The 13,686-nt window shown below is 60.2% G+C and carries 11 protein-coding genes; 7 read left to right on the top strand and 4 right to left on the bottom strand.

Features of this window, described 5'->3' with window-relative positions; genetic code table 11:
- Window positions 1-71 precede the first annotated feature (71 nt).
- The 3 genes from BLU75_RS11245 to BLU75_RS11235 all read right to left on the bottom strand — a co-directional run bounded on the left by BLU75_RS11245 (window position 72) and on the right by BLU75_RS11235 (window position 4,450).
- On the bottom strand, window positions 72-1,745 hold the full coding sequence (locus tag BLU75_RS11245) for a response regulator (RefSeq protein WP_084381152.1): 1,674 nt from the start codon (window positions 1,743-1,745) through the stop codon (window positions 72-74).
- The gene (locus tag BLU75_RS11240) at window positions 1,742-3,247 is read right to left on the bottom strand and encodes an ATPase domain-containing protein (RefSeq protein WP_090221455.1); all 1,506 of its coding nucleotides are present in this window, start codon (window positions 3,245-3,247) and stop codon (window positions 1,742-1,744) included. The genes BLU75_RS11245 and BLU75_RS11240 overlap by 4 nt, the downstream gene beginning before the upstream one ends.
- Before the next feature lie 144 nt (window positions 3,248-3,391).
- Window positions 3,392-4,450 (bottom strand): tetratricopeptide repeat protein, encoded by a 1,059-nt coding sequence (locus BLU75_RS11235; RefSeq protein ID WP_084376521.1) that lies wholly within the window; start codon window positions 4,448-4,450, stop codon window positions 3,392-3,394.
- A gap of 282 nt (window positions 4,451-4,732) precedes the next feature.
- On the opposite strand from BLU75_RS11235, the gene BLU75_RS11230 reads away from it, so the two are divergent.
- The 6 genes from BLU75_RS11230 to BLU75_RS11205 all read left to right on the top strand — a co-directional run bounded on the left by BLU75_RS11230 (window position 4,733) and on the right by BLU75_RS11205 (window position 10,740).
- Window positions 4,733-6,397, top strand: coding sequence for an AMP-binding protein (locus BLU75_RS11230; protein WP_084376522.1), 1,665 nt, complete (start codon window positions 4,733-4,735; stop codon window positions 6,395-6,397).
- A 22-nt stretch (window positions 6,398-6,419) separates the two neighbouring features.
- Complete coding sequence (locus BLU75_RS11225) at window positions 6,420-7,187, top strand: SDR family NAD(P)-dependent oxidoreductase (protein WP_084376523.1); 768 nt, start codon at window positions 6,420-6,422, stop codon at window positions 7,185-7,187.
- Window positions 7,188-7,199: 12 nt separating this feature from the next.
- Window positions 7,200-8,393: an acetyl-CoA C-acyltransferase gene (locus tag BLU75_RS11220; protein ID WP_084376524.1), complete on the top strand. Its 1,194-nt coding sequence runs from the start codon at window positions 7,200-7,202 to the stop codon at window positions 8,391-8,393.
- 21 nt (window positions 8,394-8,414) lie between these two features.
- Window positions 8,415-9,542, top strand: coding sequence for an acyl-CoA dehydrogenase (locus BLU75_RS11215; protein ID WP_090221454.1), 1,128 nt, complete (start codon window positions 8,415-8,417; stop codon window positions 9,540-9,542).
- A gap of 14 nt (window positions 9,543-9,556) precedes the next feature.
- Window positions 9,557-10,330, top strand: a complete 774-nt coding sequence (locus BLU75_RS11210; RefSeq protein WP_084376526.1) for an enoyl-CoA hydratase — start codon at window positions 9,557-9,559, stop codon at window positions 10,328-10,330.
- A gap of 215 nt (window positions 10,331-10,545) precedes the next feature.
- Window positions 10,546-10,740 carry a hypothetical protein gene (locus BLU75_RS11205; RefSeq protein WP_057440092.1) on the top strand — a complete coding sequence of 65 codons (195 nt, stop codon included), beginning with the start codon at window positions 10,546-10,548 and terminating at the stop codon, window positions 10,738-10,740.
- Window position 10,741: 1 nt separating this feature from the next.
- Here BLU75_RS11205 and BLU75_RS11200 read toward each other — a convergent pair whose 3' ends face one another.
- Window positions 10,742-11,122, bottom strand: coding sequence for a fe2+ zn2+ uptake regulation protein (locus BLU75_RS11200; RefSeq protein ID WP_084376527.1), 381 nt, complete (start codon window positions 11,120-11,122; stop codon window positions 10,742-10,744).
- A 251-nt stretch (window positions 11,123-11,373) separates the two neighbouring features.
- Here BLU75_RS11200 and pvdQ point away from each other — a divergent pair, with 251 nt between their 5' ends.
- Window positions 11,374-13,677 (top strand): bifunctional acylase PvdQ, encoded by a 2,304-nt coding sequence (gene pvdQ / locus BLU75_RS11195; RefSeq protein ID WP_084376838.1) that lies wholly within the window; start codon window positions 11,374-11,376, stop codon window positions 13,675-13,677.
- Window positions 13,678-13,686 lie beyond the last annotated feature (9 nt).

The raw sequence follows: 13,686 nt of genomic DNA, 5'->3' as shown, positions 1-13,686 counted from the left end.
ATTTAAGCGTGTGTAGATACCTATGCTGTGTCGGAGGAGGATCGATGGTCAGCAGCGGCCACACGACCTCCTCAACGTTGCTGAATCATCTCTCGTACTTTCGCGGTCAATAAATCAAACGTGAAGGGCTTGGTAATCAACTGCATGCCAGGATCCAGGAAACCGCCGCGCGCTGCCGCGTGTTCGGCATATCCGGTGATGAACAACACCCGCAGCTCCGGCCTGACCTGGCGCCCGATCTCTGCCAACTGACGACCATTCATGCCTGGCAGGCCCACGTCGCTGATCAACAGGTCAATTCGCTGGCTGGACTGGATGATCGGCAGCGCACTGTCGGCGTCGGGGGCTTCGACAAAGGCGTAGCCCAATTCGCTCAGTACCTGGCTTACCAACACCCTGACCGCAGGGTCGTCTTCGACGATCAGCACGGTCTCGCCGGTATTGGCGTAGGGGAGCAAGGCCGGGTCCGGCAGGTCAGCCCCCACCGCTTCGCCGACAAAACGCGGCAGGAACAGGCTGACGGTGGTGCCTTCACCAACCACACTGTGAATGCACACATGACCACGGGACTGGCGAGCGAAACCGTAGATCATCGACAGGCCGAGGCCGGTGCCTTGGCCGATGGGTTTGGTAGTAAAAAACGGATCAAACGCTCGGCGGACAACGCTTTCGGGCATTCCGCAGCCGGTGTCGCTGACACTCAGTTCCACGTAATCACCCGACTGGAGCGTCCCGTAGGCGGCGGCAAAGACGCTGTCCAAATGGCGATTGCTGGTTTCCACCACCAGTTTACCGCCGGTGGGCATGGCATCCCGGGCGTTGAGCACAAGGTTGAGCAGGGCACTTTCCAGTTGATTGGGGTCCGCCTCGGCAGTCCATAACTGCTCGTTCAGGCGCATGTCCAGGGTGGTACTTTCATTGAGGCTGCGTTGCAGCAGCTCGCCCATGGATGACACCAGGTTGTTGATCTGCACTGGTTTGGCGTCGAGCGATTGCCGACGGGAAAATGCCAGCAGGCGGTGGGTCAGGCTGGCCGCGCGGTTGGCTGAAGTCACACCGAGGTCGATCAGGCTGTCGAGGTCTTCGAAACGACCTCGGGCCAAGCGTCGGCGCAACAGTTCCAGGCTACCGATAATGCCGGTGAGCATGTTGTTGAAGTCATGGGCGATACCGCCGGTCAATTGACCCACGGCTTCCATTTTCTGCGATTGGCGCAAGGCCTCTTCGTTGTTGCGCAACTGGGCGGTGCGCTCTTCAACCTGCTGCTCGAGCGTTTCAAGGGTTCGATGCAGGCGCAATTCGCTTTGGCTCAGATCGATCAAGCGATCCCGCGCTTCATATTGCCGACGTCGTCCGCGCAACGCTGTGGACACCAGGCTGATCAAGGTAATCGGATGGAAGGGACGCTCGAGCAGCGTGATGTTGCCCAATAGCGCACTCAGTTGTGAAGAGTTGGCCTGTTCGCCCCCGCCATGCTGGGTCATCAATACAATCGGCAGGTCCGACCAGGCCGGCTGCTGCTGCAAGTAATCGAGCAGCGGTTGCAAGTCGGCGCCGCGCAAGGCTTCGGCGGCAATGATCAACAGGCCGGCACCTTGCTCCAGCTCCTCGCAGAGCATGGGCAGGTGATTGGCGGTTATTCCGCTGAAACCCGCCTCGTTGAGCATTTGCAGAGCCAGAGTGCTGTCGCGTCCCAGAGGCGCGAGAATGATCGCGCGTTCGTGGATGCCGGGCAAATCACTCACAATCGCGGATCCTTGAGCAGCGGATTGTCGGTGCCCATATACGTCGGCACACCCCGCAGTACACCATGGAAAGCATCCAGTGGTTCGCCGACGGTCATGCCCTGGCTGCCGATGCGGTATTCGCGAATGGTCGTCTCATGGCTGCCGGTACGTTTCTTGATGATTGAAATAGCCCGGCGTACCTGGCCCAGCGCTTCGAAGTAACGCAGCAGGATCACGGTATCGGCCAGATAGGTGATATCCACCGGCGCCTGCATGTTGTCGCCTACCAGGCCATGCTGAGCGACTGTCATGAAGGTCGCGGCACCTTGGCGGTTAAGGTACAGCAGCAATTCATGCATATGCAGGATCAGCGCGTTCTCTTCGGGCATGGCCGCCTGGTAGCCATTGATGCTGTCGATGATCACCGTCTTGATCCCACGATCGTCGACGCACCGGCGCACGCGGTGGGAGAACTCGCCGGGCGACAGTTCAGCGGCGTCGACCTGTTCGATGAACAGATTGCCGGTCTGCTGCAACATCTCCAGATCGATGTCCATTTTCTTCATGCGGTCGAACAGTAGACCCAGGTCTTCATCGAAGATAAACAGCGCGGCCTTCTCGCCACGGGCGACGGCAGCTGCGGCGAAGATCAGCGAAATCAGCGATTTGCCAGTGCCGGCCGGGCCGAGGATCAGGGAACTGGAGCCGCTCTCGATACCGCCGCCCAACAATGCATCCAGCTCGCCTATGCCACTGCTCAAGGTCTGTCGCTGGTAACCGCTACGATGTTCAGCCGCCACCAGTCGGGGGAACACATGCACGCCGCCACTCATGATGGTGAAATCATGAAAGCCGCCACGGTATTTCTGACCCCGGTACTTGACCACCCGTACCCGACGGCGCTCAGCGCCGTAGTTGGGGTTCAGCTCCTCCAGGCGAATCACCCCGTGGGCCACACTGTGCACCGTCTTGTCGAGAGCTTCGGTGGTCAGGTCGTCGAGCATCAGCACCGTCGCTTTGTAACGTACGAAGTAATGCTTGATCGCCAGAATCTGTCTTCGATAGCGCAACGAACTTTGCGCCAGAAGGCGGATTTCCGAAAGGCTGTCGATCACCACCCGCGACGGCTTGACGCGCTCCACCACCTCGAAAATCTGTCGGGTGGCTTCGCCCAGCTCCAGGTCCGAGGAGTACAGCAGGCTTTGCTGGTGCTCGGCATTGAGCAGGTTTTCCGGCGGGGTCAATTCAAAGATATGGATGTTTTCATCCAGGTCCCAGCCGTGGGACTTCGCTCCCTGGCGCAATTCGTGTTCGGTTTCCGACAGGGTGATGTACAGCGAGCGTTCGCCGGCCTTGGCCCCGTTCTGCAGAAACTGCAGGGCTACGGTGGTTTTACCGGTGCCTGGCTCGCCTTCAAGCAGGAACAAATGGCTCCGCAAAAGCCCGCCGCAGAGGATATCGTCGAGTCCTTCGATACCGGTTGCCGCTTTTGCTGTGAAGAGCGCGTTGGATGTAGACAAGGAGTGCCCTCGGTCACTTACAAGTTGGCGGCGTAGCCCAATCGGATGCGCCATATTTACTTGACCGTGGCACTTTATGACGGTTCCACATTTTCTCGCCGTTGTGCGAGCCGGGTCGCAGTTTTCAGCGGTTTGAACGTGGGTCTACAGGCCTTGTTGCAGCGCTGGATCATCGGGGTTTTGCTGTTCCAATTGGGCTAACAACACCTGGACGTTTTGCAACTGACCGCTTTCCTTCCAGTAATGGACCAGCAGCACGCGTGCCTTGCGATTCTGTGGGTGACGTTGGACGATTTCTTCCAACTGTCGCTGGGCGGCCTCCAGTTCCTTTTGGGCGTACAGGGTGGTGGCCAGGTCGTAGCGCAAATCCTGATTGTCGGGTTCAAGCTCTACGGCCTTGGACAGCCCGAGGAGAGCGTATTCGCGCTCACCGTGGTTCAGCAGCCACATCCCCAAGGCGTGTTGCAGGTAAGCCGACTCCGGGTGCGCTCGCAGTTGGTTGGCCAGTAATTGGCGCGAGTCATCGACTTTGCCTTGCTTATCCAGCAGCTCGATCTGTGCCACAACGGCTGGCAGGTTGTCCGGTTCCAGGCGCAGAGCCTGTTGCAATGCACTCTGAGCCTCGGTCAGGCGAGCGTTGTGAATGTACAAGCGTGCCAGTTGAATCCAGCCCTCGGACGTTTCGGGCTGGCTCTTGAGTTGCTTTTCGAATTCGTCGAGCACGCGCTGTAACGGGCCAAAATAAAGGCCCACTGCGTCGGGTGAAAGCCCGAGCAACGCGTTGGCAGCCGCGAACCGTACGCTTTGTTCGGGATCCTCCAGTAATGGCCCCAGCAGTAGGGTCCGCTGGCCACTGGGCACCAGCCCGACAATGCTGCGAATGGCCGCCTGGCGTACCAGTGGCGCGTTATTGATGAGGTCTTTGTCCGCCAGTTTCAGCGCCTGGGGACTGGGGTAGTTGGGCAGCTCGGCGTGCAGCGCGACCCGCCGGGTCGGCGACAAGTCCTGGCGCGCCAGTTGTTGATAGAGGACGCGCGCAGCTCCCGGTTCGCCATGCCGAGCCTGCTTCAACGCCTTGGAGTAGCCATGGGCAATGGTCTGGGGCACGACTTCCGGGGAAGTGCCCGTGAAATACCAGGAGATCAGTACGGTAAACAACAGGATGCACAAGCCGACGATGGCGTAACGGCGAGATTTTGACATGCAGGCGTCCGGAAGCTAGGCAACTATTGCAAGGCCAACAGCTTCGGTCAGGCCACTTCGCGTGTCAAACCCACATTGGGACACTCTGTAGTCAATGACCCTCTGAGCACTAGCTTGCGACCTTCCACCAACACCAGCCCTTGCAAGCCGGCGTGCACCATTGGCCAAACCAGTCAGTCATGTTGAAGGCTTTGACCATTGTTCGCAGTCCGCTCTGGAGCGACTATTTCCCCGGTTTACGTAGCCCGTCCTCAAAACAAAAAGACACAGGGATTTGAAGCGATGCGTGATTATTCGACTGCAATTACCCAATTCAACTATCAGCAAACCGTCGACGCCGCGCTGGCCGGCAACCTGCAAGGACTCAATGCCTGCGTCGAATGCTGCGATCGACATGTATTGCCGGGTCGTATTGCGTTGTTTTGGGAGGGCAAGGATGGCAGCAGCGCCACGTTCACCTTCAGTGAGCTGCAGGACCAGGCCGCGCGCTTTGCCAATTTCCTCCTGGCCCGCGGCGTCAAGCGCGGCGACAAGGTGGCAGGCCTGCTGCCGCGTACTGCGGAACTGCTGGTAGTGGTGTTCGCCACCTGGCGCATCGGTGCGGTTTATCAGCCGTTGTTCACCGCATTTGGCCCGAAGGCCATCGAGCATCGCCTGAACAGCTCGGGGGCGGCGCTGGTGGTCACAGATACCGTCAACCGCACCAAACTCCTCGAAGTTGCCGATTGCCCGACGATTGTCACCGTCTCGGGTCCCAAGGGCGAGGGCATTGTCCGGGGCGATTACAGCTTCTGGGCCGAACTGCCGAATTACTCCAACCAGTGCGAGCCGGTGCTGCTGGGGGCCGATGATCCTTTTCTGTTGATGTTCACTTCGGGCACCACCGGCCCCTCGAAAGCGCTGTCGGTGCCGCTCAAGGCCATCGTCGCGTTCCAGAGCTACACCCGTGATGCGGTGGACCTGCGCCCCGAAGATGCATTCTGGAACGTGGCCGATCCAGGCTGGGCCTATGGCATCTACTTCGGCGTGACCGGGCCGCTCGCCATGGGGCACCCAATCACCTTCTACGACGGGCCGTTCACCCTGGAAAGCACTTGTCGCATCATCAATAAATACGCAATCACCAACCTTACAGGTTCGCCAACGGCCTATCGCCTGTTGATTGCCGGCGGTGAGCAGTTCGCCCGCTCGGTCAAGGGCAAATTGCGCATCGTCAGCAGCGCTGGCGAACCGTTGAACCCGGAAGTGATCCGCTGGTTCGCCGATAACCTGGGCGTCACCATCCATGACCACTACGGCCAGACTGAGCTGGGCATGGTCTTGTGTAATCACCACGGCCTGGATCATCCGGTGCATGTGGGCTCCGCCGGATTTGCCTCGCCGGGCCACCGCATTGTGGTGCTTGACGACGACTGTCAAGAGCTGCCGGCCGGCCAGCCCGGGATCCTCGCCATCGACCGCGAGCAGTCGCCGATGTGCTGGTTCGCCGGCTACGAAGGGGTCAAGACCAAGGCGTTCGTCGGCAAGTACTACCTCAGCGGCGACACCGTGGAGTTGAACACCGATGGCAGCATCAGTTTCGTCGGGCGCAGCGATGATGTGATCACCACGTCGGGTTATCGGGTCGGTCCGTTTGACGTGGAAAGTGCCCTGGTGGAGCACCCCGCGGTGGTCGAAGCAGCCGTCGTCGGCAAGCCGGACGCGCAGCGGACCGAACTGGTCAAGGCATTCGTGGTGATCCACGGGCAATACCGCGCCGACCCGGCGCTCGCCGAAGAGCTGCGCCAGCATGTGCGCAACCGTCTGGCGGCACATACCTACCCACGGGAAATCGAATTTGTCAGCGACCTGCCCAAGACACCGAGTGGCAAGTTGCAGCGTTTTATCTTGCGTAACCAGGAAATTGCCAAGGTCCAGGCCGCGCTTGCCGCCACCACCACGGTTTGATCCTACTTTCAAGGAAACAGTGATGCAGATTGAGAACAAGGTTTTTCTGGTCAGCGGCGGAGCATCGGGCCTCGGTGCCGCGACCGCCGAAATGCTGGTGTCCGCAGGTGCCAGGGTGATGCTGGTGGATCTGAATGCCGACGCGGTTGCCGCGCAGGCCAGCAAGTTGGGTGAACAGGCGCGGAGCGTGGTGGCGGATATCAGCCAGGAAGCTGCCGCTGAGGCAGCGGTGCAGGCGACTGTTGCGGCGTTTGGCGGTTTACATGGGCTGATCAACTGCGCAGGCGTGGTGCGGGGCGAGAAGATCCTTGGCAAAAATGGTCCGCATGCCTTGGCCAGCTTCGCTCAAGTCATCAACGTCAACCTGATCGGCAGCTTCAACCTGCTGCGTCTCGCCGCTGCCGCTATCGCCGAAAGTGACGCCAACGCCGACGGTGAACGCGGGGTGATCATCAACACTGCGTCGGTCGCCGCCTTCGATGGTCAGATCGGCCAGGCCGCGTACGCCGCCTCCAAGGGTGCGATTGCCAGTCTGACATTGCCCGCCGCCCGGGAACTGGCGCGTTTCGGCATACGAGTGATGACCATCGCCCCTGGTATCTTCGAAACCCCGATGATGGCTGGAATGACCCCGCAAGTCCGCGAATCGCTGTCCGCCGGTGTGCCGTTCCCGCCGCGCCTTGGCAAACCCGCCGAATACGCGGCGCTGGCACGTCATATCATTGAAAACAGCATGCTCAATGGTGAGGTGATCCGTCTCGACGGCGCCTTGCGCATGGCGCCGAAGTAAGGAGGATTTATCATGACTCAGAACCACGATCCGATTGTCATCGTCAGTGCCGTGCGTACCCCAATGGGCGGTTTTCAGGGCGAGTTGTCGGGCCTGACCGCGCCCCAATTGGGCGCCGCGGCAATTCGCGCCGCGGTCGAGCGCGCCGGTATTGCCAGTGATGCGGTGGATGAGGTGCTGTTCGGCTGCGTATTGCCGGCCGGACTCGGCCAGGCGCCCGCACGCCAGGCGGCATTGGGTGCCGGGCTGGATAAATCGACCCGCTGCACCACCCTCAACAAAATGTGCGGTTCGGGCATGCAAGCGACGATCCTTGCCCATGATTTGCTGCTGGCTGGCAGCGTCGACGCCGTGATCGCTGGAGGCATGGAGAGCATGTCGAATGCGCCTTATCTGTTAGATCGTGCCCGCGGCGGCTACCGCATGGGACATGGCCGGGTGCTTGACCATATGTTTCTCGACGGCCTGGAAGACGCCTATGACAAGGGCCGATTGATGGGCACTTTTGCCGAGGACTGCGCCGAACGGAACGGCTTCAGCCGTGAAGCACAGGACGCCTTTGCGATTGCTTCACTGACCCGCGCCCAGCAGGCGATCAAAGAGGGCAGCTTCAGCGCCGAGATCGTCCCGGTGCAGGTCACCGTCGGCAAGGAGCAGAAAACCGTCACCCACGACGAGCAACCGCCCAAGGCCAGGCTGGACAAGATCGCCAGTCTGAAACCGGCGTTCCGCGAGGGCGGGACCGTCACGGCGGCCAACTCCAGCTCGATCTCCGACGGTGCGGCGGCGTTGCTGTTGATGCGTCAGTCCGAGGCGCAGAAGCGCGGCCTCAAGCCGCTGGCGGTGATTCACGGACATGCCGCGTTTGCCGATGAGCCGGGCCTGTTCCCGGTGGCGCCGGTGGGCGCGATTCGCAAACTGTTGAGCAAGACTGCTTGGCAGTTGGACGATGTGGACCTGTTCGAGATCAATGAAGCCTTCGCGGTGGTCAGCCTGGTGACCATGAGCAAGCTGGAGATCGCGCATGACAAGGTCAACATCCACGGCGGCGCTTGCGCCCTCGGACATCCGATCGGCGCGTCCGGCGCACGGATTCTGGTGACGCTGCTTTCGGCCCTGCGCCAGAAAGGCCTCAAGCGTGGTGTGGCGGCCATCTGCATCGGCGGCGGTGAAGCGACGGCCATGGCCGTTGAATGCCTGTACTAGGCTCTTTTTCAGAGGCAGCTTATGCTCCCCAATGACGAACAACTGCAAATCAGCGAAGCGGCGCGGCAATTTGCTCAGGAACGGCTCAAACCGTTCGCTGCCGAATGGGATCGCGATCACCGGTTTCCCAAGGAGGCCGTGGCTGAAATGGCTGGGCTGGGTTTCTTTGGCATGCTGGTCCCGGAGCAATGGGGCGGCTGCGACACCGGCTACCTGGCCTATGCCATGGCCTTGGAAGAAGTTGCTGCGGGCGATGGCGCCTGTTCGACCATCATGAGCGTGCACAACTCGGTGGGCTGTGTGCCGATCCTCACCTTCGGCAACGATTCGCAAAAAGAGCAGTTCCTCAAACCCTTGGCCAGCGGCGCGATGCTCGGTGCTTTCGCGCTGACCGAACCTCAGGCCGGCTCCGACGCCAGCAGCCTGAAAACTCGCGCGCGTCTTGCGGGCGATCACTATGTACTCAATGGTTGCAAACAGTTCATCACCTCGGGGCAAAACGCCGGGATCGTGATTGTGTTTGCCGTGACCGATCCAACCGCTGGCAAGCGCGGGATCAGCGCCTTTATCGTGCCGACCGATTCGCCGGGCTACACGGTGGCGCGGGTTGAAGACAAGCTCGGCCAGCACGCTTCTGATACCTGCCAGATTCTGTTTGAGGACGTCAAAGTGCCCCTCGCCAACCGTTTGGGCGAGGAGGGCGAAGGTTACCGGATTGCCCTGGCCAATCTGGAAGGTGGTCGCGTGGGGATCGCTTCGCAATCGGTGGGCATGGCCCGTGCGGCGTTCGAAGCTGCCCGTGATTACGCCCGTGAACGCGAGAGCTTCGGCAAAGCCCTGATCGAGCACCAGGCCGTGGCGTTTCGTCTTGCCGACATGGCCACCCAGATCGCCGTTGCCCGGCAGATGGTGCATTACGCCGCTGCCCTTCGCGACAGCGGCCAGCCCGCGCTGGTGGAAGCCTCGATGGCCAAGCTGTTTGCCTCGGAAATGGCCGAAAAAGTCTGTTCTGCCGCCTTGCAAACCCTCGGCGGTTACGGTTACCTGAGCGACTTCCCGTTGGAGCGGATCTACCGCGATGTGCGGGTCTGTCAGATTTATGAAGGCGCCAGCGATATTCAACGCATGGTCATTTCGCGCAATCTTTGAAGAGGAACGCATCGATGAGTTACGACACCATTTTGCTGGAAGTTCAGGGCCGCGTCGGGCTGATCACCCTGAACCGCCCTGAGGCGCTGAACGCCTTGAACGCGCAACTGGTCCGCGAAGTCAACCAGGCCCTGGACAGCCTGGAAGCCAATCCCGAGATCGGTTGCGTGGTGTTGACCGGCTCAAAAAAAGCCTTTGCGGCCGGCGCGGACATCAAGGAAATGGCCGAACTGACCTACCCGCAGATCTACCTGGACGACCTGTTCAGCGACAGTGATCGCGTGGCCAACCGCCGCAAGCCGATCATTGCCGCTGTCAACGGTTTCGCCCTGGGCGGTGGCTGTGAACTGGCGCTGATGTGCGATTTCATCCTGGCTGGCGATAACGCCAAGTTCGGCCAGCCGGAAGTCAACCTTGGCGTGCTGCCGGGCATGGGCGGCACTCAGCGTCTGACGCGTGCGGTGGGCAAGGCCAAGGCCATGGAAATGTGTCTGACCGGACGCTTTATCGATGCGGTGGAGGCTGAGCGGTGTGGCATCGTCGCGCGGATCGTACCCTCGGATGAGCTGTTGGAAGAAGCGCTGAAAGTTGCCGCGTTGATCGCCAGCAAGTCGGTGCCCATCAGCATGATGGTCAAGGAAAGTGTGAACCGGGCCTTTGAAGTCAGTCTGTCCGAAGGCGTGCGCTTTGAGCGTCGAGTGTTCCATGCGGCCTTTGCCACACAGGATCAGAAGGAAGGCATGGCGGCTTTCGTGGCCAAGCGCGCGCCAGCGTTCAAGGACCAATAAGCGGTTTCGACAGGCTTGGGGAGCGGCGGTGTGATTCGACGGCGCATCGCGCCTTCCCCGCGGGCCTGAGATTCAATCGGTTGCAAGACATGCCAAAGCTTTTCATCGCCTGTAACATAAGACCCCACCCGTTCAGGCCATTCCGCATTCGGACAGGAGCCTGGCAGGGCTGTTGGCACACAGTGAATACATTTTTACAGGTTCAGGAATCCGTCATGACCCAGAAACAACGCTTGATTTACTCGATTCTGATTTCCCTGGTGGTCCTGGGAACGATGTTTGGCCTGTCCTATCTGCAGAACATCGGCGCCATCAGTGAGAAAACCTTCCAGTACATCGCGATTGCCGTGGCGGTGATCGTGGTGGTGATCAACGGCATCATGCGCCGTAAGGTCAAGCCCAACCTCTGAGTCAGATGTCAGCGGCGAGTACCTTGGCGGCGTCTTCATGAAGGCTATAGCTCTTGTCGCTGTTGAGGGTGAGCAAGCCCTCGCTGCACAGGCGCTTGAGCACTTCGCGCACGCTGAGAAACGACAACGGGATACCCAGTTCCAGCAAGTGGCTGTGTACACCCCGTACGCCCAGTGAACGGCCGTTATCGGCGGCGCTGAGCAGGGCGTCGATGACTTTCAGGCGAATCAGGCTGGTGCGCAGCCCGAAACATTTGAGCAAGTGTCGGATGCGTTGGTTGCCTTGATGCTCGGGAGCCTTGGCGAAGGCGCGGTTTGCCGAGCCGAAAGCGGCGTCATGTGCCATAGCGTGACCGTCCGTGGGCAGTTGCGGGTTGTACATGCAAAAACTCCTTATCAGAGCCTGATCAGGAAAATGATGATGCTCTTTGTTACTAAGACGTATGAGCAGCGCAAATCATGAAGGGCAATGCGTATAAAATTTGTCAGTAACAGCCTTGGCACCTTTCGGATCCCAGGGAACAACCTCGCAGTCCCTAAATTAATCGGTTTTTTTACGTCTTTAAGGATGGGCTGGCATTTGCGAGTCGGCTCCGCCTTGGGCGTTTAATGTGGCTTGATGATGGGGTCTGCGTGATTATTTCCAACGGGTTGTCCAGGGTTTGCGTGACGGGTGTGTTGCTTGGCTTGAGTCTGTCAGCGTGTGTCCGGCAAGCGAATGAAGGCCAGGTGGACAAGACGGCGGCCGATATCCGCCGTACCGGTTTTGGCATCCCGCATATCCGTGCCAGCGATGAGCGCGGCCTCGGCTATGGCATTGGTTATGCCTACGCTCAGGACAACCTGTGCCTGCTGGCCAATGAAGTGGTCACAGTGAACGGCGAGCGTGCCAAGTATTTCGGGGCGCAGCAGTCGACCCTGGAGGAGCGCGACAATCTCACCAGCGACGTGTTTTTTACCTGGCTCAATACGCCTGAGGCTGTCGCGACGTTCTGGAGCGCGCAGTCTGCGCAGATGCAACAGCGCATTGAAGGGTATGTGGCCGGATACAACCGTTATCTGAAAGAGCGCACTGCCCAAGGACTGCCGGCGCAATGTCAGGGTGACTGGGTGCGGCCGATCAACCCGCAGGACTTGGTCAAACTGACCCGGCGTCTGCTGGTGGAAGGTGGCGTCGGACAATTCGCCGAGGCGCTGGTGGGAGCGACGCCGCCGCAATTGGGGGCGGTTACGCAGCCTGACGCCCGGGCCTTCGAGGTGGCGGCGCAGCATCAGCAACGTTTTGCCCTGGATCGCGGCAGTAATGCACTGGCGGTGGGAGGCGAGCGTTCGTTCAACGGGCGCGGCATGTTATTGGCCAACCCGCACTTTCCATGGTTCGGTGGCATGCGTTTTTATCAGATGCACCTGACGATCCCGGGTCAGCTGGATGTGATGGGCGCCGCGTTACCCGGGCTGCCGGTGGTCAATATCGGCTTCAACCAGCATGTAGCCTGGACCCACACCGTGGACACTTCCAAGCATTTCACCGTCTATCGCCTGACCCTCGACCCGAAGGATCCGACCCGTTATCTGGTGGATGGCAAATCGATCCCGATGCACAAAACCCAGGTCACGGTGCAGGTGAAGGGCGCGGACGGCAACAGCGCCGCGCAGTCCCATACGGTGTACAGCTCGCAGTTCGGTCCGGTGGTGCAATGGCCGGGCAAGCTTGACTGGGACGCTCAATACGCGTTCAGCCTGCGCGACGCCAACCTGGGCAATGACCGTGTATTGCAACAATGGTACGCGATGAACCGCGCCGCCAGTCTTGAGGAACTGCAAGCCTCGGTCCATACACTGCAAGGAATCCCTTGGGTCAATACCGTGGCGGCGGATGATCGCGGGCAGAGCCTGTACATGAATCTTTCGGTAGTGCCCAACGTCAGCGCTGAAAAGCTTGAACAGTGCAGCGATCCACGTGCCGGCCTGGAGATAATCATGCTCGACGGCGCCCACAGCGCGTGTGCCTGGGACATCGACCCGCGTGCGGCCCAACCGGGGATTTTCTCGGCGCAACAGCTGCCGCAGCTGGCGCGCAAGGATTTCGTACAACATTCCAATGATTCGGCCTGGATGGTGAATCCGCAGGCGCCGTTGACCGGTTTTTCTCCGCTGATCAGTCAGGAACAACGCGCATTGGGGGCGCGTGCGCGTTTTGCCTTGCAGCGTTTGCGGGACTTGGCTGAACAGCCGATTACGGTTGCCGACCTGCAGAATATGGTCATGGATAATCAGGTGTACCTGGCCAGTCAGGTCATGCCGGATCTCCTGAAGTTCTGTGAGGCCAACCACGATGTGGGCTTGAAGCCCGTCTGCGTCAGCCTCCAGGCCTGGGATCAGAAAGCCAACCTCGACAGCGGGTTGGGCCTGGTGCATTTCATCAACCTGCACAAGCAACTGCGGGCCGTACCGCAACTGTGGCGCGTCGCGTTCGACCCCGCGCAGCCACAAACAACCCCGCGCGGCCTGGCCATTGAGCGAGCGCCGGTGGCCAAGGCGTTGCGCGAGGCCATGTTGGCCTCGGCGGCGCAGGTTGCGCAGATGGGACTCAAGGACGGCGCGCGTTGGGGCGATATCCAGGTAGCGGGCAACACGCCGATCCATGGCGGTCCGCAGGAACTGGGGATCTACAACGCGATGCAAAGCGTGCCGAGGGCCGATGGCAAGCGCGAAGTGGTCAGCGGCAGCAGTTATCTGCAGATCGTCACGTTTGATGATTCGGGACCCAAGGCGCAAGGCGTGCTTGCGTTCTCGTTGTCCAGCGACCCGGCGTCACCGTACTCGCAGGACCAGACCCGAGCGTTTTCCGAGAAGAGGCTCAGTCCGCTGCCCTTTACCGAACAACAGATCACCGCAGATCCGCAGTATCGGGTGCAGGTGATCAGCGAAAAGTAACGCAGCGAC

Source organism: Pseudomonas mucidolens, from assembly GCF_900106045.1.
Lineage (GTDB): Bacteria > Pseudomonadota > Gammaproteobacteria > Pseudomonadales > Pseudomonadaceae > Aquipseudomonas > Aquipseudomonas mucidolens.
The sequence above is the reverse complement of the archived record's forward strand: the minus strand, read 5'-3'. Positions and strand labels throughout refer to the sequence as shown.